The organism is Pseudomonas sp. P116 (genome assembly GCF_020149425.1).
GTDB lineage: Bacteria > Pseudomonadota > Gammaproteobacteria > Pseudomonadales > Pseudomonadaceae > Aquipseudomonas > Aquipseudomonas anatoliensis.
The window spans coordinates 1,129,802-1,154,225 of record NZ_JACVHB010000001.1 but is presented as its reverse complement, the minus strand read 5'-3'; the positions used below and the strand labels follow the sequence as shown (position 1 = coordinate 1,154,225).

General features: G+C 59.1%; 25 protein-coding genes and 2 tRNA genes. 20 read left to right on the top strand and 7 right to left on the bottom strand.

The features are described 5' to 3' along the window. Window position 1 precedes the first annotated feature (1 nt). The 17 genes from ICA15_RS05645 to ICA15_RS05565 are packed head-to-tail and all read left to right on the top strand — an operon-like array spanning window position 2 to window position 12,504. Window positions 2–454, top strand: a complete 453-nt coding sequence (locus ICA15_RS05645) for a phage protein (protein WP_210701019.1) — start codon at window positions 2–4, stop codon at window positions 452–454. Further along, window positions 454–666 carry a TraR/DksA family transcriptional regulator gene (locus tag ICA15_RS05640; protein ID WP_210701018.1) on the top strand — a complete coding sequence of 71 codons (213 nt, stop codon included), beginning with the start codon at window positions 454–456 and terminating at the stop codon, window positions 664–666. The genes ICA15_RS05645 and ICA15_RS05640 overlap by 1 nt, the downstream gene beginning before the upstream one ends. Then, complete coding sequence (locus tag ICA15_RS05635) at window positions 663–869, top strand: hypothetical protein (protein ID WP_210701017.1); 207 nt, start codon at window positions 663–665, stop codon at window positions 867–869. Before ICA15_RS05640 ends, ICA15_RS05635 begins: the two co-directional genes overlap by 4 nt. Beyond that, window positions 866–1,393 (top strand): lysozyme, encoded by a 528-nt coding sequence (locus tag ICA15_RS05630; protein WP_210701016.1) that lies wholly within the window; start codon window positions 866–868, stop codon window positions 1,391–1,393. The genes ICA15_RS05635 and ICA15_RS05630 overlap by 4 nt, the downstream gene beginning before the upstream one ends. Further along, on the top strand, window positions 1,390–1,881 hold the full coding sequence (locus ICA15_RS28500; protein ID WP_210701015.1) for a lysis protein: 492 nt from the start codon (window positions 1,390–1,392) through the stop codon (window positions 1,879–1,881). The genes ICA15_RS05630 and ICA15_RS28500 overlap by 4 nt, the downstream gene beginning before the upstream one ends. A gap of 33 nt (window positions 1,882–1,914) precedes the next feature. Continuing rightward, window positions 1,915–2,205, top strand: a complete 291-nt coding sequence (locus tag ICA15_RS05615; RefSeq protein WP_210701014.1) for a putative phage tail assembly chaperone — start codon at window positions 1,915–1,917, stop codon at window positions 2,203–2,205. Window positions 2,206–2,225: 20 nt separating this feature from the next. Then, window positions 2,226–2,369 (top strand): DUF6890 family protein, encoded by a 144-nt coding sequence (locus tag ICA15_RS28560; protein WP_003342293.1) that lies wholly within the window; start codon window positions 2,226–2,228, stop codon window positions 2,367–2,369. Window positions 2,370–2,374: 5 nt separating this feature from the next. Further along, entirely contained in the window at window positions 2,375–4,672 is a 2,298-nt protein-coding gene (locus ICA15_RS05610; protein WP_210701013.1) for a phage tail tape measure protein, read from the top strand. Beyond that, the gene (locus ICA15_RS05605) at window positions 4,672–4,989 is read left to right on the top strand and encodes a DUF2590 family protein (RefSeq protein WP_210701012.1); all 318 of its coding nucleotides are present in this window, start codon (window positions 4,672–4,674) and stop codon (window positions 4,987–4,989) included. The genes ICA15_RS05610 and ICA15_RS05605 overlap by 1 nt, the downstream gene beginning before the upstream one ends. Continuing rightward, complete coding sequence (locus tag ICA15_RS05600) at window positions 4,986–6,155, top strand: baseplate J/gp47 family protein (protein WP_210701011.1); 1,170 nt, start codon at window positions 4,986–4,988, stop codon at window positions 6,153–6,155. The genes ICA15_RS05605 and ICA15_RS05600 overlap by 4 nt, the downstream gene beginning before the upstream one ends. Beyond that, window positions 6,152–6,676, top strand: coding sequence for a phage tail protein (locus tag ICA15_RS05595; protein ID WP_210701010.1), 525 nt, complete (start codon window positions 6,152–6,154; stop codon window positions 6,674–6,676). Before ICA15_RS05600 ends, ICA15_RS05595 begins: the two co-directional genes overlap by 4 nt. An 8-nt stretch (window positions 6,677–6,684) precedes the next feature. Then, window positions 6,685–8,895 (top strand): phage tail protein, encoded by a 2,211-nt coding sequence (locus ICA15_RS05590; protein WP_210701009.1) that lies wholly within the window; start codon window positions 6,685–6,687, stop codon window positions 8,893–8,895. Further along, complete coding sequence (locus ICA15_RS05585; protein WP_224450851.1) at window positions 8,892–9,392, top strand: hypothetical protein; 501 nt, start codon at window positions 8,892–8,894, stop codon at window positions 9,390–9,392. The genes ICA15_RS05590 and ICA15_RS05585 overlap by 4 nt, the downstream gene beginning before the upstream one ends. Continuing rightward, window positions 9,385–10,314, top strand: coding sequence for a hypothetical protein (locus ICA15_RS05580; protein ID WP_210701008.1), 930 nt, complete (start codon window positions 9,385–9,387; stop codon window positions 10,312–10,314). Before ICA15_RS05585 ends, ICA15_RS05580 begins: the two co-directional genes overlap by 8 nt. Beyond that, complete coding sequence (locus ICA15_RS05575) at window positions 10,311–10,853, top strand: DNA-binding protein (RefSeq protein ID WP_210701007.1); 543 nt, start codon at window positions 10,311–10,313, stop codon at window positions 10,851–10,853. The genes ICA15_RS05580 and ICA15_RS05575 overlap by 4 nt, the downstream gene beginning before the upstream one ends. Beyond that, window positions 10,850–11,548: a hypothetical protein gene (locus ICA15_RS05570; RefSeq protein ID WP_210701006.1), complete on the top strand. Its 699-nt coding sequence runs from the start codon at window positions 10,850–10,852 to the stop codon at window positions 11,546–11,548. The genes ICA15_RS05575 and ICA15_RS05570 overlap by 4 nt, the downstream gene beginning before the upstream one ends. Further along, window positions 11,533–12,504, top strand: a complete 972-nt coding sequence (locus ICA15_RS05565; protein ID WP_210701005.1) for a hypothetical protein — start codon at window positions 11,533–11,535, stop codon at window positions 12,502–12,504. The genes ICA15_RS05570 and ICA15_RS05565 overlap by 16 nt, the downstream gene beginning before the upstream one ends. Before the next feature lie 63 nt (window positions 12,505–12,567). Here the strand turns inward: ICA15_RS05565 and ICA15_RS05560 are convergent, their stop codons facing one another. The 3 genes from ICA15_RS05560 to ICA15_RS05550 all read right to left on the bottom strand — a co-directional run bounded on the left by ICA15_RS05560 (window position 12,568) and on the right by ICA15_RS05550 (window position 14,025). Next, the gene (locus tag ICA15_RS05560) at window positions 12,568–13,386 is read right to left on the bottom strand and encodes a 2OG-Fe(II) oxygenase (RefSeq protein ID WP_210701004.1); all 819 of its coding nucleotides are present in this window, start codon (window positions 13,384–13,386) and stop codon (window positions 12,568–12,570) included. Between the two features lie 80 nt (window positions 13,387–13,466). Next, window positions 13,467–13,763, bottom strand: coding sequence for a hypothetical protein (locus tag ICA15_RS05555; RefSeq protein WP_210701003.1), 297 nt, complete (start codon window positions 13,761–13,763; stop codon window positions 13,467–13,469). A 10-nt stretch (window positions 13,764–13,773) separates the two neighbouring features. After that, entirely contained in the window at window positions 13,774–14,025 is a 252-nt protein-coding gene (locus ICA15_RS05550) for a hypothetical protein (protein WP_224450850.1), read from the bottom strand. Window positions 14,026–14,616: 591 nt separating this feature from the next. Between ICA15_RS05550 and ICA15_RS05545 the strand changes: the two genes are divergently transcribed. Then, window positions 14,617–15,411 carry a DNA adenine methylase gene (locus ICA15_RS05545; RefSeq protein WP_210701002.1) on the top strand — a complete coding sequence of 265 codons (795 nt, stop codon included), beginning with the start codon at window positions 14,617–14,619 and terminating at the stop codon, window positions 15,409–15,411. Window positions 15,412–15,863: 452 nt separating this feature from the next. After that, window positions 15,864–17,705, top strand: a complete 1,842-nt coding sequence (locus ICA15_RS05540; protein WP_411959648.1) for a potassium transporter Kup — start codon at window positions 15,864–15,866, stop codon at window positions 17,703–17,705. A 695-nt stretch (window positions 17,706–18,400) separates the two neighbouring features. Here ICA15_RS05540 and ICA15_RS05535 read toward each other — a convergent pair. From ICA15_RS05535 to ICA15_RS05520, 4 genes are all read right to left on the bottom strand, one after another. Further along, the gene (locus ICA15_RS05535; RefSeq protein WP_210553845.1) at window positions 18,401–19,696 is read right to left on the bottom strand and encodes a virulence factor family protein; all 1,296 of its coding nucleotides are present in this window, start codon (window positions 19,694–19,696) and stop codon (window positions 18,401–18,403) included. Continuing rightward, window positions 19,696–22,335 (bottom strand): bifunctional lysylphosphatidylglycerol flippase/synthetase MprF, encoded by a 2,640-nt coding sequence (gene mprF, locus ICA15_RS05530; protein ID WP_150605455.1) that lies wholly within the window; start codon window positions 22,333–22,335, stop codon window positions 19,696–19,698. The genes ICA15_RS05535 and mprF overlap by 1 nt, the downstream gene beginning before the upstream one ends. Window positions 22,336–22,613: 278 nt before the next feature. Continuing rightward, window positions 22,614–22,690: transfer RNA gene (locus ICA15_RS05525), tRNA-Met, on the bottom strand. A gap of 221 nt (window positions 22,691–22,911) precedes the next feature. Continuing rightward, window positions 22,912–22,988: transfer RNA gene (locus ICA15_RS05520), tRNA-Met, on the bottom strand. Window positions 22,989–23,268: 280 nt separating this feature from the next. Here ICA15_RS05520 and dinB point away from each other — a divergent pair. Then, window positions 23,269–24,330 carry a DNA polymerase IV gene (dinB, locus tag ICA15_RS05515; RefSeq protein WP_150594478.1) on the top strand — a complete coding sequence of 354 codons (1,062 nt, stop codon included), beginning with the start codon at window positions 23,269–23,271 and terminating at the stop codon, window positions 24,328–24,330. Window positions 24,331–24,424: the final 94 nt, after the last annotated feature.

Below are 24,424 nucleotides of genomic sequence, written 5' to 3'. Positions count from 1 at the left end.
CATGGCCGCAAAAATTGGCGGTAAGAACTTCGACGTGAACTTGGGCGATCTGCTCGTTCACGTTGAGGCCGGCACCCTGGACATCACGGACAACAGCACCGTGGCCCAGACCAAGGGCGTGCCAAACGGCCACGTTGATGGCGATGTCGCTGCAGCGGGCGAACTGGAGCTGGACACCACCAACTTCAATCTGTTGGTCGAGCAGGCGAAAACATCCGGAAGTTTCCGTGAGCTGGAACCGTTCGACATCGTGTTCTTCGCCAAGGCCGGCGAAGAGGAACTGCGCATCGAGGCGTTCGGTTGCAAGGTTCGCGTATCCAGCCTGCTGAGCATCGATCCCAAGGGCGGCGCGAAGAACACCCACAAGGTGCCTTTCGACGTCACCAGTCCGGACTTCATCAAGATCAACGGTGTGCCGTACCTGGCTGCTGCTGAAATCGAAGGCCTGACGTAATGGTCTGCCCGTTCGATCGTGCGCAGGCTCTGGAGCAGCGACAACGCGACCAAGCCATTGCGGCCCAGTTGGCCAAATCGCGAGCGAGCGGGCCAAGCCTCACCCATTGCGAGGATTGCGATAAGGAGATCCCGCCAGCGCGCCAGGCACTGGGCGGCATGACTCGTTGCGTCCCTTGCCAAACCCTCACCGAAAAAGGACTTCGCCGATGAGTACGAATCAGGCTGCTCAGGACACCGCCATTGCCCTGGTAAAAGCTTCGCCCGCCATCGGCGTCGCCGCCACTGGTGTGACAGGTGCTGTCGACTGGTCGGCAGTGGCTTACATGCTGACCGCTTTCTACATGGTGCTGCAGATCCTGCTGCTGGTCCCCAAGTACCGCCAAATGCTGCGTGACTGGAAGGTGAAGGGATGAGCCTGCGCAACAAGATATTCGCCGGCGTTCTGGTGCTCTGCAGCGGCACGTTGACCGCGTTCCTGGGCGACTGGGAAGGCAACGGCCAGAACGTCGTCTATGCCGACAAGCTGGCCGGTGGATTGCCGACTGTCTGCAAAGGCATCACCCGCCATACCAGCCCGGAACCGGTCGTAGTCGGTGACTACTGGTCCGATGCGCGCTGCGCCGAAGTTGAAGGCCTGGTCATCGCGAAGGGGCAACTGAGCCTGGCGGACTGCCTGACCAATCAGGCGATTGGGCAGAACACTTTTGACGCCTTGAGCAGCCATGGCCACAACTTCGGCATGCCCACGACGTGCGCGAGCCGCGCCGTCGGCCTGATTAACGCGGGACGTATTGCCGAGGGCTGCAAAGCACTGGCCTGGGCCTCTGACGGCACGACGCCGGTGTGGGCATATGTGACCGGTGCCGATGGTCGCAAGACCTTTATCCGTGGCCTGCACAACCGCCGGCTGGCCGAGATGGAGCTTTGCCTGAAATGACTCTTTCGCCGTTCCGACTCGCCCTCATCGTGATGCTGATCACCGCATTGGTGCCGTTGTATTGGTTCATGCGCGTGGTGGACCAGCGCGATGACGCGCTGAAAGACCTGGGCAGCGTGCAATCGGAAGTGAAAGGCCTGCGCGAAGCGGCGCGCCTCAGTGGCGAAATGCTCGCCGAGCGAGACGCGATCGATCAACGAAACACCACGGAATTGAGCAATGCACTCACTGAAAACGACCGCCTGCGCCGCTCTGTTGGCGATGGTACTGGCCGGCTGCGGATCCGCGCCACCTGTCCTGCCTCCGGATCTGTGTCCGCCACCGCCGAAGCCTCCGGCCTGGCTGATGCAGGCAGCGCCGAACTCGCAGCAGACGCTCGATCGGATTATTTCACCCTCCGCGATCAACTCGCCTTAAGCCGGCAAATGATCCTCGGCCTGCAGGATTACATCCGCCAGGTCGTGCAACGCACGCCGGCACAACCCTGACCCTTTGCAACTCAACCTTACGGAAATACAGACATGAGCGAAGTAAACCGCAACATCACTTTGGAACGTGGCGACAAGGAATTCACGTTCTCCCTGACCCCTCAGGTCATCACCAAATACTTCAACGCCACCACCCAGGCCAACAAGGTCGCCCCGGCCCATAACCTGCTGATGGGCACGGTGAAGGATGAAGACAAGGCTGCACTGAAAGTGCTGCTGGAAAACCCGATCACCACCATGACCCTCGCAGGTGCGTTGCTGGAAGAGTATTCGCCGGACGTTGAAGTGATCGTAAAAAAGCCCTCGGCCATGCCGAAGGCCTGACCGAAGACGGGCTTGGCCAACTGTTGGCCCTGACCCAACGCTGGCTACCTGGCGCTGAACCCACGATCGAGAGCATGGGCACCGCCAAGTGGCTAGAAGATGAACATTGGAGACGCATGGAAATTGCCGTCGCCAACGGTATTTCTACTGCCTTTAACGGATAACCCTGATGGCTGACCGATCCGCCCGCCTGGCTTTCATCCTCAATCTGACCGACAAAGTCAGCGCCCCACTGGGCAAGGTGAAAACCAGCTTTAGCGACCTTGCCGCCCAGAGTCAGCAGAACATCATTCAGATGGGTGCAGGCTTGGCCGGCATGGTGGGCGCAGGTGTGGCCATTACCGAATCCCTCGAGCCGGCGCTGGAAGTCAATCGGGCACTGGGCGACATGCGCGCCCTCGGTACTGCTGAGGACGCGCTGTCGTCCCTGAACCGGACCGCCCTGGAATTCTCGATCGACTACGCGGCTAGCGCCGCCGAATTTGTGGCCTCGTCACGCGTCATCGATGGGGCCATCAAGGGGCTGGTCGGCGGTCAGTTGGCCGCTATCACCAGCTCCAGCAACCTGCTGGCCAAGGTCACAAAGGCCGACGCGGAAACCACCGGCGCCTACCTGGGCACCATGTACAACTTGTTCAAGACCGAAGCCGACAAGATGGGCAAAGTCGAGTGGGTCGAGCAGTTGACCGGGCAAACTGCGCTTGCGGTGAAGCTCTTCCGCACTGACGGGGCCCAGCTCAAGGACGCGTTCAAGGAAGTAGGCGCGATTGCCACTCAGGCCGGTGTGAGCGTGGCCGAGCAGATGGCAGTGATCGGTACGCTGTCCAGCACCATGGAAGGCGGAGACGCCGGCGGGCGCTACAAGGCGTTCTTCGAAAATATGGGCGCTGCCGCTGAGAAAACCGGCCTCACGTTCACCGATGCCGCTGGCAATGCGCTGCCGATGATCCAGATCCTGGACAAGCTGACCGCCAAGTATGGCGACCTGACCACTGCTGCCGCCGGTACCAAGCTGACGGAAGTGTTCGGCGGTGAAGGTGCCCAGGTGATCGGTGCGCTTGCCAAGGACACCGACCGGCTGCGCAACGGTATCAGCGAGCTGGGCAAGGTCCGAGGTTTGGAGAACGCCGAAAAGATGGCCAAGGCGATGGTCGATCCGTGGCAGCAGTTCGGCAAAGCCGTCGAAGCGCTACGCATCGCGTTCGGCCAATCCCTGATTCCGACCCTGACCCCGTTGATGGAGCGCCTGGTGGGCATCGCCAGTACCTTGACCCGCTGGACGCAGCTATTCCCGAACATCACGCGGATCATCGGCATCACGACGCTGATCGTCTTTGGATTCATCGCCGCAATGTCGTTGCTGACCCTTGTTGTCGGGGCCAGCAAGATGGTCTGGCTGGGCATGCTCACGGTGTGGAAGCTGCTCAACTGGCAGGGCTTCAAGTCCATCGCCATGTTCCTGTTCCACACCGTTCTGGTCGCGGCCTTCGCTGCCGGTCTGGTGGTGCTTTACACCTGGATGGGTCTGGTGCGGGTCGGCATGTTGCTCTGGCAGGGCGCGATCTGGCTGGTCAACGCCGCCATGCTGGCCAACCCTGTGCTGCTGATCGTGGCCGGTATCGTTCTGCTGGCCGCCGCCGTGGTCGCGGCTGTCGTGTACTGGGATGAGCTTTGCGCGGCGGTGATGAACACCGCTGCGTTTCAGTGGATCAGCGAACAGCTGACCTCCCTGTCTGACTGGTTCGGTTCTATGGGCGGCTGGTCCGGCATGGCCAAGGCCGCGTGGGACGGCATCATCAACATCTTTAAACAGGCCATCAATGGCTTGATTGAAATGCTGAACAAGATTCCAGGTGTGCAGATCGACGCGGCCTTTGGTGACATGCCGGTGGCGCCGGAACTGCCCTCTATCACGGCTCCGCTGGTCGATGCGCCGCTGCTGCCGCAATTGGTGAGTTCGCCCCAGTCGCCGATTCAGGCGCCGCCGCTGGTGATGGCTGCGGTACCGCAGGCATCGGCGCCGGTCACGCCAATGCTGAACGCCATGGCGCCCCAGGCGCAGCTGCCGCAAACCAACGTGTTGCCCTTCAAGCCGTTGCAGATGCCAGCCCCTCAGATCAACCAGGCCGAGCCGATCTTGCTGCCGCCGGCATCCGCTGACCTGGCGTCTTCAATGCAGCCCAAAAGTGTACTGCCGGCGCGCGTCGAAAAGGTCATCGAGCTGCCCGCCAAGTCGGACAAAGGCATCGAAGCCCGCAAGGCGATCAACGCCAATACGTCCATCAGCCCCACTAAACCCGAGGCCGTCCCGAGAGGAGGACTGATGCAAAGCTTCCAGAACCAGAGCAACGCCATGAACCCTAACCAGCGCCCTGGCACCCACGTCGAGACATTGAATATCAATACCTCCAAGCCTATGACCCCGCTGGAGCTGGAAAACATGATGGCCATGGCGGTGGGCGGCTGATGAGCGAGTACATCGATCTGCTGATCATCAACAACGACCTGGTGCTCGATCCAGCCCACCAGCCACTGCTGGTAACTGACCGCGCCTCGATCGCCCAGGACATCGCGCATCTGATCCGTGAAAGCGGTTTGCTGATCACGTTGGTGGCCGAGCGTGACCGGCTACGTCAGCGCGACTGCATTCAGCAAATGGAGCTGCTGGTGGAAGCGGACGAACGTCTGGTACCGGGCACGGCGCAGATCGTTCAGAGCAGTCCCGGCGTGTACCTGGTCACCGCCACCACCGTGAAATTCGGCCTGCTGGAGATCACCCTGTGACCGTCGACTTCAAAAAGGCACTCAGTGATTCAGGCGTGCCAACCACTGAGGCGCAGCTCAAGCAGGCTTGGGAAAAGCTGGCCGTCGAGCACGGCAGCACGCTGAGCAACACCAGCGCTTACAGCCCGTTCTGGCGGATCATCACGGCTCTGGTCACCAAGCCGGTGTTGTGGCTGCTGGAGTTCGTCAGCGGCACGGTGCTGCCGAACTTCTTCGTCAAGACTGCCGGCAAACAGTGGCTCGACATGCTTGCCTGGGCGGTGAATATCGAACGCAAGGCCGCCACGGTGGCCACGGGTGAACTGCTCTTTACCCGTGCCAACACCGGTGGCGAACTGGAAGTCCCGATCGGCACGGTCGTCCAGTCACCGACCCTCAACGGTCATATCTACCAGTTGATCACAACCGAACCGCGCAGCTTTGAAGAGGGCCAGAGCCAACTGGTGGTGCCGGTCAAGGCCGTCGGCGCCGGCAGCGGCTACAACCTGGCACCAGGTTATTACGCAGTGTTGCCCCAGTCAGTACCGGGCATCGTCCAGGTGGTGAACAACACCGACTGGCTGCAGACGCCCGGTGCGGATTCCGAGCATGACGATCAGTTGCGCCTGCGTGTGCGCAACCAGTTCTCCGCGGTGAACCAATGGCATACCGATGCCGTTTACCGGGCAATCATCACCGGGTTTCCGGGAGTTGCAGCGGACGGCGTGTACTTTGAACACGGCGCGCCGCGTGGGCCAGGCAGTGCCAATGCTTTCGTGCTGTTCGATGCCGGCGTGCCAGCCGATACGTTTCTGGAGCAGATCAACACGCACATACGTGACGGCGGAAACCACGGCCACGGCGACGATCTGCTGGCGATGGCCATGCCCGAGACGCAGCACGCAATCAGCCTCATGGTCTGGCCGGAATCCAACCTGACCGTGCTGCAGCTGCAGACGCTGCAGGCTGAGATCGGGCTGTTCATCCGCGCTGCGTTCCGGGAAAGCACACAGAGTGACTACGCACCGACTCGCACGTTTCCTCAGTCGCGTTTCAGTTTCAGCCGGCTGACCGAAGAACTGCACGCCCAGTTTCCGAATATCAGCTCGTTGCGGTTCGCCAATAGCGACATCGTGTCGGGCTTGGACATTCCTCGGATCAGCTCCCTGGCGGTGGCCCTGCAATGATCAGGCTCAAGCTACCGTTCTGGCTCGAAGGACTGGAGCTGACCAAGCTGGCGACCACCGCCCAGCTCTGGTGGGAGCAGGCCACCGAGTGGCTGCGCTGGCCCTACCTGCAGTTCGACGCCGACACCTGCCATCTGTCCATTCTGGAACTGTGGGCCTGGCAGCGAGACGTCACGCGCTTCAACGGCGAGCCCGAGAGCTTATTTCGCCTGCGGGTGAAACACGCCTTTATCAACTCGGTGGACGCAGGCAGCACCGCCGGCCTGAGACGCATCCTGATGCGTCTGGGCGTTGGCTATATCGAGATCAGCGAGCGCATGCCCGATCGGGACTGGGACGTCGTCCTGTTGACCCTCAGTGACTCGCAGCTCTCCGAAAACCCTGACCTGTTGCGCGTGCTGATCCGTCAGTACGGCCGCACCTGCAGACGTTACGACTTCGTCACCATCACCCCAGTGCAACTACGTGTCGCCCTGGTCGATTTCAACGACGACCAGCAAACGCTGGTTGCCAGCCTGTAGGAGCATTCATGGCTGCAAGTATCACACTGGCCGGCGAAAGCCTTATTGCCCAAAAGCAGGCAGCAAGCCAACCGCTGAAGATCGCCAATTTTGTGTTGGCCAACGTCCCCGGCCTGAACCCGAACGGGCCAGTCGATCGTGCAGCAGGCAAACCGACCGCTGCTCAAGTCAAGTACACGTGGCCGGTCACCCAGAGCGGGTTCGTCAACCCGAATCAGGTGGTTTACAGCCTGATGATGGGGACCGACGTCGGCGATTTCGATTGGAACTGGATCGGCCTAGAGAGCAGCGAAGGTGTGCTGTTGTCGGTGGCTTACGTGCCGGTCCAGCAGAAGCGCAAAAACATCCTGCCCGAGCAGATCGGCAACAACGTCACCCGCAACTTTTTGGTGGTGTTCGATGGGGCGCAACAGCTGACGGGTATCACCGTCGATGCCAGCACTTGGCAGCATGACTTCACCGCTCGCCTGAAAGGCATCGACGAGCGTCAACGCCTGAGCAACCGCGACCTATTCGGGCGCGCCTGTTTCTTCAGTAGCGGCCTGGCACTGGAAAAGGTCGGCAGCAACTATCAGCTCAAACCCGGGATCGCCTACGTCGAGGGCATTCGCCTCGAGCGCAAGACCGCGCAGCCTGTGACGGTGCCGTCCGTGCCGAACAAGGCATGGCTCGATGTCGTGCTGCAGCGCGAACTGAGCGACGTGGTGGGTACGTTCGAAGTTGTGTTCGGTACCGGAAAGGTGGATTACACCGACGGCGCCGGTGCGCGCCATTACCTGGTACCGCTGGCGGATCTGCCGGCGACGACAGTCATCACGGATTTGCGCCCGATCGAGCCCGTCACCGGTGAGCTAATCAAGCATTGGGCCGCGCAGAACGGCGACTACCAAAACCTGCGTGCTCGTGCGACCACGAAGGCAGACGTCGAACTCGACCAGATTCCCAACGCGATCAGTGACAGCGAGGCGAGCGACAGCAGCTCGGTATTGGCCACGACCAAAATGGTCACCGCCGTGCGTGCGCTGTTGTGGAGCTCGATCTACGCACTGATGCAAGGCACCGCGATAGCGGGTAAAGCCGCGCGTTTAGCGACTGCGCGTACTTTCAGGTTCAAAGGCGCGGCCACCGGCAGCGCCTCCTTTGACGGTTCTGCCGACGCGGATATCACCCTGACCCTGGCAGACAGCGGCGCCGCTGCCGGCACCTACACAAAAGTCAGCATCAACCAAAAAGGCATCGTCACGGGCGGCGACAACCCGACAACGCTAGCGGGCTACGGCATCACCGATGGTTATACAAAGCCTGCCGCGAACGCCGCTTTTGTTAAGCAAGGTGGTGGTGCCAATCAGCTCACCAACAGTGTCCACCTCGGTTGGTCGAATCGAGGCCTTCTTGCCACTGTCGACTCTACGGATCTTGGCCTGATCTGGTGTGAGCAAAATTTCAATCCCGGCAGCAAAGCGAATTGGGCAAGCAGCCTTGCGGGCTACGGCATTACTGACGCTTTCACAAAAGCCGAAGCGAACGTTGCGTTTATCAAACAAGGCGGAGCGCCGAATCAAGGAGGCAACCGGATAAACATCGGCTGGTCTGGTACCGCCGTAAGGGTGGCGGTTGATGGCAATGACCTCGGCGTGATCTGGACCCAGAACAACTTTGATCCAAACGGCAAAGCCAACAAGGCCAGCACCATTGCCGGCTATGGCATTGGTGACTGTTACAACATGGCTCAAGTGAACAGTCTTCTGGACGCTCGCGTGATGGGTGACTCGTTGACGCACGCGGGATTTGCCAGTGACGACCCTGAGTACCCGTACTTCCGACGCAGGACTGACAGCGGGATTTACTACCTACAGCGTCGACTGGGCTTCACCCCGGTGCAGCAGGGTGGCGGTGATAGACAAGGCGGCAGCACTATTCGGCTCGGTTGGTCTACAGATGGCGCTGGGGTCCGCGCTCAGGTTGATTCCACTGATATGGGCGTGCTGTGGAGCGAAAGCACCTTTTATCGCCCCGACTCCAACAATTTTCTGGCTGTAAGCATGACTGGTACCTCTGTCCAGCTTCCGGCTGGCGGCACCTGGTGCTATTCGCTGATGCACTACTTTGCTGGGGGAAACGGTGCTGTCGGTAAAAGTGGGCAGGCAGCAGGTGGCACCGTGATCACCTTCGGTGGCGGGGCAACTATTTACGGTTTTGCGTGGAGATATGCACCTTGAACGAACTAACAGAAATGCCAGTAGCAGCCATTCCTGAGCATGAAGACGAGTCAATGGTTGAGGGGTCGTCTGCTTTCCTCACCCCATTCAGTGATGTGGCCGTCAAAACCGACGGTTCCTACGTCGTGACCGTGGCGGGCAATCGTTGTCACGTAACGCAAGATTACAACTCCGCGCTTTTCCATGCGATCGGCGAATACCTGCGCGACGGTGGCGATTTTCTCGAATATGCAGAAGACATCTTTGTCGAATCAGACCCGGCGCTTGTGGCAAGAGTGTGGATCGATACCACGTTAAAGGCATCCGAGAACGTCGTTTCGGAATATCGGGATGCCCGCGACCTCGACGAGTCCCCGCCAATCACATCGGAACAGTTCACCGAGTTGCTGAAGTGGCGCCGAGCCGTGCGCGAGTGGCCGCAAGTCGAGGGGTATCCATTGGAATCGACCCGGCCTGAAATGCCGGCCTGGATTGACGCGGTGCTTTCTGATGAATGACTGGGCACCAATTAAACTGCGCTGGCCAGCGCAAGCCACGCAGTGGATGGATCAGATGGGCGCGGCGCGAGATCTGATCCAGGGCGAAATGCTCAGCACTGGGGAGCGCGTCGCGAAGCTTGCCGATATCGCCACCACCAGCCCGGGGCCGATCGGCGGCGCCGCACAAGCGGCAATCAGCGCCGGCCGCAACGCGTTAGCCGACCAGTTCCAGAATGTGCCGGCGTGCATCGTCGTGACGCCGTTCCAGCACGGGGTTGGCCAAGGCAGCGGCGGCAATCAGCGTTTTCTGTCGGCACCGAACCTGCTGCAGCTGCTGGCTGACAAACTGACCGACACCACCGACGCTGTCCGCCCTCAAGGTCAGCAAAGCGCCTTGGTACTGATCTTCCTCGCCACGCGTCTGGATCAGCTCGCAGCGACGTTGGGTCGGTTTAACGTTGTATTGCCTATGCCGGACCTGGTACGCGCCGAACGCCGAGCGGAACACTTGGCCAAGCTTGAGGTGGAAAAGTGGATCATGCCGATCGCGGGCCAAATGCCGCTATGGAGTCAGTTGCCGTTGCAACGCTGCCCGATCACCAAGCTGGCCAGTCAATCGATGGCGGGGCAACTGGCGGTACTTGAGGGCTATGCCGCTGACAGTTCGCCGATGGCGGACCTTGCAGATCTGCAGGCGCGAAAGAAGGCCCAAGCTCAGGAACGCGATCGACAGCTGGCCGATCTGAAGGCCCAGTTCACCAACAGTGCAGACGACGCATCGATACAGTCCCGAATGTTGGGACCGGGTGACGCAGGACAACTGCGTCGCGAGCTGCTCGAAGGCGAAGCGCCGGGTCACGAATGGCCTCTGTGTGCCGGCGCACTGCTGGTCGGATCGGCAAAAAGCTTGAGCTTTGTCCGGGAGTTGGTGGGCCTATGACATTGCTACTAAATGGCGAGCAGGTTATCGGTCATCGCATGAAGCTGACGGCCAACCTCAAGATCGAGGCCGACGATATGGGTGGCCAGACTTCGGGCACCGACAAATCACACAAGGGATTTAAGCCCAAGACGCTGACCGTAGCGCTAACCATTCCGTACAAGGCGCTCGACAACCTGCGCACCATCATGCGTCTGGCCGAGGCGACTGCAGGCGGTGGCCAGCTCCAGACCTACCGTATCGTCAACGACACGGCCAAGGCCTTTGGCATCCGCCAAGTGACGTTCTCTGATGGCGTCAGCGCCCGGGAAGACGACACTCTGGCCCAGTGGATCGTCCAGTTCACCTTGAGCGAAAAGCTGTCCAATCCGGAGAAGGTCGAGAACCGCCGCGCTGGCAATGGGGTGACGACTCAGTCAGCGCCTGGTGATGGCGTGGCCGGTAACGGATCAGCGGGATCGACGGGGGCGCCTGAAGAGTTGACCGGCTTTGAAGCGGTGCTCAAGAAGGTGGACACCTACCTGGGCGGGACGTCATGAGCATGAAGCTGCACAAGGTGCTGACCATCGGCGGCGTGAACATGCCGCTGGTCAATGACGATGTCCGCCTCGACCTTAAAAGTCCGGGCCGCGCCACGTTCACGGTCAAGGCCGGAGTTACTGTCAAAGGTTTGGTCACGTTCGATATCGGCTACAACGAAGCGGTGCTACAGCGTCACTTCATCGGTTACGTGGAGCGTTGCACCGCCACCAACGGCATCGAGCAAGTGGTGCTGTGTCGTGAGTTAGCCGCGGTGCTGGCCAACCCGCTGCCCATGAACCTGCGTCATGTGGACCTGCGCGCCGTGCTGGCCGACATCAGCAGCAAGACCGGCCTTCGCTTTCGGGTTCCGGATCAGGCTTATACCCGTGTCAAGACGCCGTTTTTCTACAACCTGGCCGCTGGTTACCAGGCGCTGGACAGCGTGGCGCGGGTGTTCGGCATCAAAGATTTTATCTGGCAGCAACAGGGTGACGGCGAGATCTATGTCGGTGCCTGGGCTGACAGCTTCTTCGGCGCTCGATCGCCGCTACAACTGCCAGTCAACCTCTTCGACGGTTACCAGGGTAGCCAGAGCGCAATGATCGCCGCCTTGCCAGGCCTGCGACCAGGCGTATCAATCAACCAGGGCGAGCGGATCACGAACGTGACGTTGGCCGGCACACAGATGGCCATCAAATGGACGACGCAATAAAGCGCAGTGTAGAACGCCAATTTCCTGAACTCACCGGCGGCTATCACTTGCCGCGCTTCGCCAAGGTGATGGCCGTGGCCGACGCACCAGCCAATGCTGGGTTGTGTGACGACTTCCGACCGCGCTTCTCAGTTGACCTGCAGGTGATGGGGCCGGACGGCGAGATCGATACGACACTCCCGGTGTTGTCTGGCGTTCCGCTACCCATGCCGGTGGGTGGTGATGAAATGGGTTTCTTTGCGTTTCCGGAGGAAGGCACCAGCGTGGTGGTGTGTTTCGCTTATGGCTTACCGCACAAGCCATATATCCAGACCATCTTGCCGCACGGATTGACGTTGCCGAAGGTGCCGAAAGGTGACCAGGTATGGCAGCACAGTGACGCCGTGCAACAACGCGTCGACGCGGCCGGCAATTGGTTGCGTAAGACTGACGGCAAGATCCAGGATCAGGCGATCGAGCGCGAAGTGGAAGCAATGGACAACCGCGAGCAGTTTCAGAGCCACACCCAGACGATCGATGACCACTCAACCGAGACAGTGGGTGGTGTGAAAAAGATCGAGGCGCTGGGCGCGCTCAAGTTGCTGTCGGGCGGATCGGCAAGCCTGGCGGCGGTTGATGATCTGCACCAGGCAACTGGCCGGGATTTGAACCTGGTGGTGGGGCAGAAGCACAACGCCACGGTGGGTGGCGATATGCAGGAGAAGATTCAAGGACTGCGCAAAAGCGTGGCTGGGATCAGCCAGCATATGCAGGCACCCAAGACCTGGTTAGGGTCGCAATCGGTGAACGTGCTCCAGGTGCTATGCGATCTGATCGATCTGGTGGATCAAATGAACATTCAGGTCGCCAGTCACGTCCACGCGTCGAGCCCGCCGCCGAACAATGCTGCGGCATTCACGGCAGGATCCGCCGGCGCCAAACAGCAAGCTTTGAAACTGAAACCCATCACCCTTTGATTGTTCAAATGAAAAGCCCGCCTGAATAGGCGGGCTTTTTTGCGTGTAGGTGAACTGCCCGGGTTATTCGTGGGCTTTGTTGACCAGTTTTTTACCCCGGCCCACGCGCAGGACCTTCGACACTGTGTTGCGCAGTTGATTGTCCACGATGCCCAGCAAGCGCCGTCCAGGTTCTTCAGGCCGCCCGCTGAATGACGTCACATGAAAGTAATCATGATCGTCTGGGGACGTTGCCGAAAAGTAGTAGTTGGATACGCAGCAGCGCGGTGTTTCAGCGCGAACACCGCTCACCGAATGCCACGAGTATTTGTTCGTATCCATCACCACCAGCCGGTTGAATTGGGAAACGATGGTTTTCTGTTTCTTGACCTTCGAATCCCACAACTCAAAATTCCCGCCGTTTTCAAGTGGCCAGTTCGGCGACACGTAGTAGAGCAGGTTCAGGCGGCGATACAGATTGCGTGCACCGTCGTGGCTATTGTCGATATGCGGGTTTAGGAAGTCGTCTTTAAACATCATCGACAGGCCACCAGCGTAAAGGCTCGGGTCTGGCACGATGTCTTCCATTCCAACCAGCTGCGCTACCTTGGCCACGACCGATTCGTGCTGCATCGCATAAGTGATGGCGCTGAGGATCTGCGGATAGTCGGCCAGATCCGTGAGTGTTTTTTTCTTCTCACGGAACGATTGCCGGTCGAAGAACCCGTCTGCATTGCGTGGAAACGCATCGTAAATGTTCTGGGCCATCTCTGCTGTGAGTAGGCCGTCTACGACGAAGTGGCGTGTGTGGGTGCCCTCGGGGTTATTCCATTGTTGTTGAATATCGGCGCCGAGCTCGTCAAGTCGGTTGACAATCAGCGCTGCTATTTGGGTGACTTCCATTTGAGATCCTTGGCCTGATGGCATTTCGCGACCAGCATTCTCCCCGAATCGAATCGTTGTATCAAAGTCGAATCATTTACTTACTCTTCACGGCACCACCAAGATTGCGCGTAGGCGCAGCCATCGATGTACTCGATTCCACTCAGGACAAAACCTGTTACCGCCATCCCTGCAAGTGTGGCATCGAGCAAAGGCGGCAAAGGATCGGGATCGAGCGGCATACCTACTTCAACGCGAGCCATGTTGGTGGCCCGGCCCAGTTGGGCGCAAACGGTTGAATTCACCATCACATTGCCGCGAATAGCCGGGTAACGACGCCGCTCTTTGGCATCGAGCGCAACACCGCGCAACCGCATGGGTGTGACAAGTACGTGCATGCGTGGCCCCTTATTCGTCGGTCTTGATGTCGAGCATTGATTCCACAGCGAAGGCCAGCGCTGCATCCGCGAATTCCAGCAAGTCGCTGAGACCATCGGAATCAATCACCTGATCCAGGTGCAGCGCGTGGGCTTGTCTGAGCAGCGCTTTGTGGTGCGCTCCTGGCATAGCCAGCAATGCAACTTCATCGCGCAGCATTGTTTGCCAACGCATCAACGCCGAAGACTTCGCCGCTTCCATTCCAACGTAACTGCTGTTCATGCGTCACCCCAGCAAGATCAAAATAACTGTATGCATAAACAGTATATCGATTCGGTTTATGGTCCGCACCGGAAGGCCGACTGATGGCAAGAACGCAAGCGATTTGAAAAATCCCATCGCCAATAAAAAAACTCAGGAAAAAGCACTTATCCCCCTCCCGCCGACGGGCTTTGTGTCCTTTTTTTGTGCAAATCCGGATGTAGTGCAAACGAACCTGCAGCCCAGGCGGGCCGTGGGGCTTTGCAGGCGATCGCCAATTGCACAGAGTGCGAACTTTTGAGGGGAAATGCAGTGAGGCTGCACAGCGGTGCACGAGCTAGCCGTGGAGGAGGTATCGCTGAAGTGCCCGGTTTCATTGAGGTGAAAAATACAAAACAGTGATTTAAGCGTGTTTTCAAATTTGAGCATGGTCAAATTTCAGCGTGTTATTCGACGAGCGTTGGCGGGGCATTGTTATGCCTGAGGTCTTATAGGTCGCGGCCTGGAGCCATTTTTACCGCCTCCGAAACTTTGCACTAAGGCGCATCGCCATTATTGGAAAAGAGGTATCATTGATACTGTTTATTCATACAGTGTTAGGGTCTATTTTTTATGTCTTCTCCAATCATTCCATGGATGGGCGGTAAGCGGCGGTTGGCCGATCGCCTCATACCGCTGTTCCCGCCTCATGAGTGCTACGTCGAAGTGTTCGCAGGTGGGGCAGCCTTGTATTTCCTCCGGCCGCAGGGTGCGCCCGTTGAGGTTCTCAACGACATCAACGGCGACCTGGTTACTCTTTATCGCGTAGTCCAAAACCATCTTGAAGAGTTCGTGCGGCAGTTCAAATGGGCTCTGAGTTCACGCCAGATATTCGAGTGGCAGAAGATGACCCGAACGGAAACCCTTACCGATATCCAGCGTGCTGCACGATTTTTCTACCTGCAGCACCATGCCTTTGCAGGCAAGGTAAGCGGGCAGAGCTTCGGTACCGCTACAACTGCCCCAGCAATCAACTTGCTTCGCATTGAAGAGAATCTATCAGCCGCATGGCAGCGGCTGTCAGGCACCTATGTCGAGAATCTCCCTTGGCTCGACTGCGCTGAGCGCTACGACCGTGCACACACATTCCATTACATGGATCCACCATATTGGGAGACCGCAGGCTATGGCGTGGATTTTCCGTTTGAGAATTACGAGCGCATGGCCGAATTCATGCGACGGTGCAAAGGTAAGGTGATGGTAAGCATCAACGACCACCCGGACATAAGGGAGGTGTTTAAGGGGTTTCATTTCGAGGAGGTGAACATTCGTTACAGCGTAGGTAATCCGCGAGGAGGAGCGGCAGAGGCGAGTGGTGAGCTGGTGATAACGAGCTGGGAGCCGGCGTCCCTGGGGCAGTTGTTCTGACTTAGATCGCGAGTGAAAAGCTTTGTATATTTTGGGTATCGTTAGGGCAACCCAGGGATACGAAGCCAACCTTTGGATTGGCTGGCGCAGGAGTGGTGGACATGTCTAACCTCGGTATTTTGTGACATCGATTGCCTGACGCGGGAATCGACGGATGGGCGCTTAGGGCGCGCCTCTGATCAAAAAGTGCGCAATTCTATCGACGAGCAGCTCTCTTGACCAGCTTTATGCAGGGAAATACGACGAGTGCTGCGCTATGCTTCGCGCCGTTGAGCTTTACCAATTTTTTACAGTCAACAAATCGTCTGTAACAACAGGTAAAACAGCGCATGCTGCACCACAAAGCATAGTGCTTCATTCGAAGAAGCCGGTCTGGAATCAGGAGTTGTTGGATGGGTCAGGCAAGTAGTCACGCGGCAGGCGCCGAGGGTTCGGCCTCTAAACCGCTGAGCATGCTGGTCGCGGCGGTCGGGGTGGTTTATGGCGACATCGGCACGAGCCCGCTGTACACCCTTAAAGAAGTGTTTTCCGGCGGCTATGGTGTTGCCGTCAATCACGACGGGGTGCTGGGCATTTTGTCGTTGATCTTCTGGTCGCTGATCTGGGTCGTGTCGATCAAATACATGATGTTCGTGTTGCGCGCCGACAACCAGGGCGAGGGCGGGATCATGGCGCTCACCGCGTTGGCACGGCGAGCGGCGGGGGAGCGCAAGAAGCTGCGTTCGCTGTTGGTGGTCTGCGGATTGATCGGTGCGGCGCTGTTTTACGGCGACAGCATGATCACCCCGGCGATTTCCGTCCTGTCGGCGATTGAAGGTTTGGGCCTGGCGTTCGATGGTATCGATCACTGGGTGGTGCCGCTGTCACTGGTCGTGCTGGTTGCGTTGTTTCTGATTCAGAAGCACGGTACGGCACGCATCGGCATTCTCTTCGGGCCGATCATGGTCACTTGGTTCCTCGTGCTCGGCGCCCTCGGTGTCTACGGCATCAGCCACTCGCCTGAAGTGCTGCACGCGATGAACCCGATGTGGGCGGTGAATTTCTTCGTCGTCCATCCTGGTATGGGCGTGGCTATTCTCGGCGCTGTGGTGCTGGCGCTGACCGGTGCCGAAGCGCTGTATGCCGACATGGGACACTTCGGCCGCAAGCCGATTGCCCGCGCGTGGTTTCTGCTGGTGCTGCCAGCGCTGATGCTCAACTACTTCGGTCAGGGCGCCTTGCTGCTGGAAAACCCGGAAGCGGCGCGTAACCCGTTCTATCTGCTGGCGCCGAGCTGGGCGTTGATTCCGCTGGTCGGGCTGTCGACGCTAGCCACAGTGATTGCCTCGCAAGCGGTGATTTCCGGCGCGTTCTCCCTGACCCGTCAGGCGATCCAGCTCGGTTACATTCCGCGCATGTACATTCAGCACACCTCCAGTGACGAGCAGGGCCAGATCTACATCGGTGCGGTGAACTGGGCGTTGATGGTTGGCGTGGTGCTGCTGGTGCTGGGCTTCGAGTCGTCCGGCGCGCTGGCCTCGGCCTATGGCGTGGCGGTGACGGGCACCATGTTGATGACCACCATTCTGGTGTCGGCAGTCATGCTGCTGCTGTGGAAATGGCCACCGATCCTCGCGGTGCCGGTGTTGCTCGGCTTCCTGCTGGTGGACGGTCTGTACTTCGCCGCCAACGTGCCGAAGATCGTGCAGGGCGGTGCGTTCCCGGTGATCGCCGGTATCGCGCTGTTCGTGCTGATGACCACCTGGAAGCGCGGCAAGCAATTGCTGGTCGAGCGTCTGGACGAAGGTGCGCTGCCGCTGCCGATCTTCATCAGCAGCATCCGCGTGCAACCGCCGCATCGCGTGCAGGGCACCGCGGTGTTCCTCACTGCGCGTTCCGACGCCGTCCCACACGCTTTGTTGCACAACCTGTTGCATAACCAGGTATTGCACGAGCAAGTGGTGCTGCTGACAGTGGTTTATGAAGACATCCCGCGCGTACCCCCATCCCGGCGTTTCGAGGTGGATGCCTACGGCGACGGGTTCTTCCGGGTCATCCTGCACTTCGGCTTCACCGACGAGCCGGACGTGCCTCTGGCGTTGAAGCTGTGTCATCTCGATGAACTCGATTTCAGCCCGATGCGCACGACGTACTTCCTCAGCCGTGAAACGGTGATTGCCTCGAAACTCGAAGGCATGGCGCGTTGGCGTGAGGCGTTGTTTGCGTTCATGTTGAAGAATGCCAATGGCAATTTACGCTTCTTCAATCTGCCGCTGAACCGGGTGATTGAGTTGGGGACGCAGGTGGAGATGTAATCCCGTCCCATTGAAAAGCCCCCGTTGGCCTAGTGGCTGGCGGGGGCTTTTTTATTTCTGGCTTAATCCACAAATCCAGATCAAAAGATCGCAGCCTTCGGCAGCTCCTACAGGTTTCGCATTCCATGTAGGAGCTGCCGAAGGCTGCGATCTTTTGATCTTTTTGCCGCTACAGGCTTTCAGGCATCTCTGCTTCAGACTCGGTCTTCGTGCGTGCTGGTCGTGGCAGCAGCGCCTGTATCACGTCGTCAATCAGAGTTGTAGAGGAAGGGGGGTGAAGCCGATGGTTTTAAGATCAGATTGATTGCTCATGTTCAATTCCCTTGATTTCGAGAGCTGCCGCATTCGATCCCTACAAGGTCTGTCGGCGTCATCCGATATTGCGAGACTGGAAGTAAACGAAACTACACGCCATTGGTGATTTACGGGGTTGACGATTCAATGTGACTTGCCGTTTTTCGCTTCATCGAGAGTCAAGATATTTACGAGTGCATGTATAAGGTTTCTGAATCCAGCGCAATTTCATTGTAGGAGTGAGCCTGCTCGCGATAGCTGTGTATCAGTTGGCAAATAGGTGGCGACACTCCGCTATCGCGAGCAGGCTCACTCCTGCAGGGGAATGGGGTCATCGTCCGAGATGTAAAAAGCCCCCGAAACTGCGAAGTTGCGGGGGCTTTTTGTGGGTGTGGCTCTGATCACTCTTCAGCGACCGAGTCCTTGCTCTGACGCTTCTGGATCAAGTCCACCAGACGCTTGGCCAGCGCCGGGTAGTTCTCATCGAAGTGATGACCACCCGGCAGTTTCACCGCCTCGCCGACAGCAGTCTTGTCCGTGCAGCCACTCTCATCCGTCTCTTCTTCACCATAGATGCACACAACCTTGGTCGGTGGCAGTTTGGCCATTTCCGGGCCGGTGGCGGCTTCTTTGCCGGCGTTGCCGAGCCAGCCTTCGACTTCGATTTCGAAGCTGCCGGTGCGGGCGAAGGCCAGCAGGATGATGGCGTCGACGCGTTGCTGTTCGGTGTCCGGCAGACGGTTGTAGATCGCTGGCAGAACGTCGGCACCGAACGAGTATCCGGTGAGAATGAAGCGCTTGGTGCCCCATTTCTGCCGGTAGTGCTGCATCAGTTCGGTCAGGTCCAGTGCGCTTTGTTCAGGGCTTTTGTGCTGCCAGTAGTAGCGCAGGGTGTCGATGCCGACGACTGGGTAGCCGATCTTGGCCATCTCGCCCGCCACGTCGCGGTCGAGGTCACGCCAGCCGCCGTCGCCGGAGAGGAACAGGGTCACGGTGTCCTTGGCCTGACCGGCCGGCACTTCAACCACCGGGATCGCCAGACCACCGTTGGCCTTGTCGCCACCGACGAGGATCTTGCGCAGTTCGTTGTTCAGCACTTGCGGCAGGTTGATGTCGTAGTCACTGATGCTCGTTTCAGCGTTCGGTTGATCGCGCACGAAACCCGCGCTGGCGTCGTCCGGGTTGTCGTTCCATGCCACCAGCCAGTGGCCGTGGGCGGCGGCTTTTGGCAGCAGGTGAGTGCAGCCGGGTTTTTCCAGCGCGAGGTCGACGGAGATGGCCTGAGCCTTGTCGTCCTTTTGCTCGGACAACCAGCGCCAGGCCAGCACGGCGCCTGGGCCGATGCCGCTAACGAGTGTCGCCGGGCCGTTCAGTTCGCGCAGACCGGTTTGCAGGGCGCGGCTTTGCAGCAGGCAGTCCTTGGGCAGAATCACCTGAACGATCTGCGCCGAGGCGCTGCGGCTCAGGGTGCTCAGCTGTTTGTCGCTGAGTTTCTGCTCTTCGGTGACGGCCACCAGCACCTGCGCCTTGGGTTGGGTGCCAGGGATGACGCGGGTGATGGCAGTGCCATCGGCTGGTTTGAGCTGTTCGAGGGTCGGTTCCGGTGCGGGGCGTTTGAGGTACCAGAAACCGCCGCCGGCAATCACGGCCAGCACGATCAGTGCAGCCAGGATGTACTTCAGGGAGCGTTGAATCATCAGCGTTTCACCAATCCAGTCAAGCCGCCCGCGATCAGGGCAGCAGTGTCGGCCAGCGCCACTAGCGGATCGAGTCCGGCGGGCACGGCCATATAACGGGGTTCCCAGTCAGGCTGGAACTTGTCTTTGAAGCGGCGCAAGCCTTGGAAGTTGTACAGCTGCTCACCACGGCGGAAAACCATCGAGCCCAGACGCTGGGTCAGCGGTGCACCACGCCGGGGTTGCAACCCCGACAGCGGCACCATGCCCAGGCTGAAGCGCGCGTATCCGTGACTCTTATAGTGTTGAATCAGGCCGACCATCATGAATTCCATGGTCAGTTTTGGCGCGTCCGGGTGCGCGCGCATCAGGTCGAGACTGGCCAGGTCATGGCTGTAGGTCTCGAGCAGGTTGGCGAACGCTACCGGGCGGCCTTCGAAGCGAATCACCGCGATGCGGAAATGCTTCAGGTAATCGTCGCTGAAACGGCCGAGGGAGAAGCCTTTCTCGCGCACGTTCTTGCCGGTCAGCCAGGCATCGGAGATCACCTTGAGCTCATCCATCGGCGCCTGACCCGGTTCATGGATCTCCAGCGACAGGCCGTCACGGGTGCCACGGTTCCAGGTGTAACGCAGATCCTTCATCTCCTTGCCCTTGGCTTCGAGGTCAAAGCGGATGAGGTCGACCCGCGCTTCTTCGCCAAGCTTGATCGCAGTCAGTCCAATGTCCATGTAGTACGGCAGGTTTTCCGCACGCACTTGATAGAACACCGGGCGGGCGTGATGGATGTCGCAGAGGTCGCGGAATTGCCAGATCATCTCGGCCCGTTGCTGGCCGGGGCCGATCGGGTCGTACAGGGCTACCAGGCTGCGGCCACGGCGGGCGTACATCAGGAACGCTTCGTCGTTAGGGTGGAACAGCAGCGCCTTGTCACCGGTCAGCGCGAGGCCGCCATCGGGTTGCGCCGAGGCCATCAGAATTTTCGAGGCGCGTTCCAGTTCGTCGGGGGTCGGCAAATGGATCACCGGGCGCGCAGTGCGCAGCAGCCAGGTCAGGGCGATCACGATCAGCAACACCGCAGCGCCGAGCAGAGAACGCAGACCACGCGGGGCATCAGCGTCGAGGGTGAACTGCCACCACAATTGATGGCTGTACGGCACGTCTTGATAGGCGAACAGCAGCAACCACGCTGAAGCACCCAGCACACACAGGCTGGCTACCAGATACAGCGGCGAGAACGGCAGTTCGGTCAAGCGGCTCGGGCGATAGAACGAGCGGCGGAACACCGCCAGCAGACTTGCCGTCAGGGTCATCAACAAGGCTTCTTCCCAGTCGAAACCCTTGAGCAGCGAGAGCAGGGCGCCGACCAGCAACAGAATGGTGGTCAGCATCCACGCCGCCGACAACCGGCGTCGCAAGCCTTGGGCCAGCAACAGACAGAGCACGCCGATCAGGCTGGCGCCGAAGTGCGAAGCGTCGACCAGTCGATGCGGGATCAGAAAACCGATGTGTTCCAGGCGCGTATCGATCTCTGGAGTGGCGCCGGAGAACAGCAGCACCACGCCGGACAGAAATACCAGCACCGCCAGAATCGGCGCAGCCAGACCGGATGCGGCGCGCATGGTCTGGGTCTGAAACAGCCGTTGGCCTTCGTTGATCAGCAGCAATACGCAAGCCACCAGCAGCGGCGCCACCACGTAGATCAGGCGGTACAGCAGCAATGCAGCAGCAAGTGGCGCGGCACCGAGTTGGTTGGCGAAGGCGGCCAGCAGAATCGCCTCGAACACACCGACGCCGCCCGGCACATGGCTGAGTACACCAGCGGCCAGGGCCAACAGATACACCAGCAGAAACGCGCCAAACGGCGGGGCTTCCGGCAGCAACAGATAAAGCACGGTGGCGGCAGCGGCAACGTCGAGGGCGGTGATCACCAGTTGCAGGAACGTCAGGCGTCGACCCGGCAGGCGCAAGGTGCGGCGGCCGGCCTTGACCAGCAGATTGTGCGCGAATGGCTGTTCCGGCAGGCGCCGACGATAGATGCCGATCGCCAGAATCGCACCCAGCAGGAGTACGGCGCCAGCAACAGTGCCGAGCAATCCTTCAGATAACCCCAAGGCCTGGGATGCGCCGGGCAGATCGCTGAGGGTCGCGAGTGCGGCCAGTGGTGGCAAAGCGCAGCCCAGCGACAGGCTGGCGAACAAGGTCATGTGCGCAACTTCCGATGCGCTCACACCAAGCCGTGCATATAAACGGTAGCGCACCGAACCGCCGGACAGCAGCGACAGGCCGATCGCATTGCCAATCGCAAACGCGGTGAAGCCGCCGAGGGCCAGCGTGCGCGGTGGCAATGTCACGCCAGCGTAGCGGGCGGCCGACCATTCATAGCCCAGCAGAATAATGAAGCCGACCACGGTCGCACCGAAAGCGCCGAGCAGGGCAGGTTTCGGCACGTCGAGAATCGAGTCGTGCAAGGCATCGAGATCGAGTTCGGCGAGCAGGTGGCGACAGGCAATCAGCGCAATGGCAAACAACAGCAGAGTGACCGCCAGACCGATGGGCTGACGGTATTTGCTTAACCGATCCAGCAAGCGCAAACGCTCGGGTTTGATCGGGTGTTCCGCTGTGACATTGCCTTGTGGATCAGACGAGTTGGCGCGCATCAATCACCTCTTGGATTGTGCGCGACAGGATGGAGGTATCCAGCCAAGTTACCAATCCCTGTAGAAAAAAATAATCACAAAATATTACGCCTCTCACCGAGGATCGGCGAGGGCAGTCATGGATTGCAGGCGTCTGCGCCGCGACTCAAGCATAGTCGCAACTCGACGTGTCTGATGATCCTGGACGGTTCACTGCACGATGACAGCTCATTGTTGCGAAAGGACTTTTTCAACAGATACAAAAAAGGCCACTCTTTCGAGTAGCCTTTTTTGATGTTTGGTTGCGGGAGCCGGATTTGAACCGACGACCTTCGGGTTATGAGCCCGACGAGCTACCAGACTGCTCCATCCCGCGTCTGTGTGGCGGCATTCTACAGGCGAACGGCGGAGTGTCAACCGCTAATCCTGAAAAGGGTCAAATAAGCGTGATATCGCGTCAAACGGTCGCAGGTTATGGGTAACCATTGGAAATGCAACGAATTCCCGTCTGGGGGAGGGCGCTGCTTACAGTCTTGTTTTGTGCAAAACAAGCGCGCACAAAAAAGGCCACTCTTTCGAGTAGCCTTTTTTGATGTTTGGTTGCGGGAGCCGGATTTGAACCGACGACCTTCGGGTTATGAGCCCGACGAGCTACCAGACTGCTCCATCCCGCGTCTGTGTGTCGGCATTCTACAGAGGATCGCTGGGGTGTCAACCTTCAATCTGGATAAAATTCGTTGAGGTTCAATCGGTTAGCGCTTTTATTGAACGCTTGAACAGGCCGCAGGGCAGGTGGAGCAAGGCTTTCAGCTCTATTGGCGGTCGTTCTTTGATTGAGAAAATAAATTCACTGGAGCTTTCCTACAGAAGGAAAAGAACATTCTGACCACTGGTGCTATATACAGTTGTGAGTGAGATACTGCCGATCCGGTTCGCCACGTTTCCTTTTCTGACATGACTCAGCGAAAAATCATCCACGTCGACTGTGACTGTTTCTACGCCGCCATCGAGATGCGCGATGACCCGCGTCTGGCCGGCAAGCCGTTGGCGGTGGGCGGGTCGGCGGATCGGCGGGGGGTGATTGCCACCTGTAATTACGAGGCGCGGGCGTATGGCGTGCGCTCGGCCATGTCCTCCGGCCACGCTCTAAAGCTGTGCCCCGACCTGACCATCGTCAAGCCGCGCATGGATGCTTACCGTGAAGCGTCAAAGGAAATTCACACGATCTTTGCCGATTACACTGACTTGATCGAGCCTTTATCGCTGGATGAAGCCTACCTCGACGTGTCGGACAGCGCGCATTTCGGCGGCAGTGCCACGCGCATTGCCCAGGACATCCGCCGCCGCGTTTCCAATCAGTTGCATATCACTGTCTCCGCAGGCGTGGCGCCGAACAAGTTTCTGGCGAAGATTGCCAGCGACTGGAAGAAGCCCAACGGTTTGTTTGTGATAACCCCGGATCAGGTCGAAGACTTTGTTAGCGGCCTGCCCGTCAGCAAGCTGCACGGTGTGGGCAAAGTCACCGCTGACAAACTGGGCCGACTCGGCATCGTCGACTGTCAACACCTGCGCGAGTGGGACAAGCTGGCGCTGGTGCGCGAATTCGGCAGTTTCGGTGAACGAATGTGGAGTCTGGCCCGTGGGATCGATGACAGGCTGGTGCACAACGACAGTCGTCGTCAGTCGATCAGCGTGGAAAATACCTACGACACGGATCTGCCGGATCTGCGCAGTTGCCTGGACAAGTTGCCCGAGCTGCTCGAAACCCTGAAAACCCGCATGGCCCGTATCGACAGCAGCTATCGGCCGGGCAAGCCGTTCGTCAAAGTGAAGTTTCATGACTTTACCCAAACGACACTGGAACAGGCCGGGGCAGGGCGGGATCTGGGCAGTTATCAGTTAATGCTGACGCAGGCGTTCAATCGCGGGGGCAAACCGGTGCGGTTGCTTGGGGTCGGGGTGAGGCTGGAGGACTTGCGCGGCGGGTTTGAGCAGATGGAATTGTTTGAGCGTTGACCTGTAAAAGCAAAAGATCGCAGCCTTCGGCAGCTCCTACGTTGGAATGCATTTTCCTGTAGGAGCTGCCGAAGGCTGCGATCTTTTAATAACG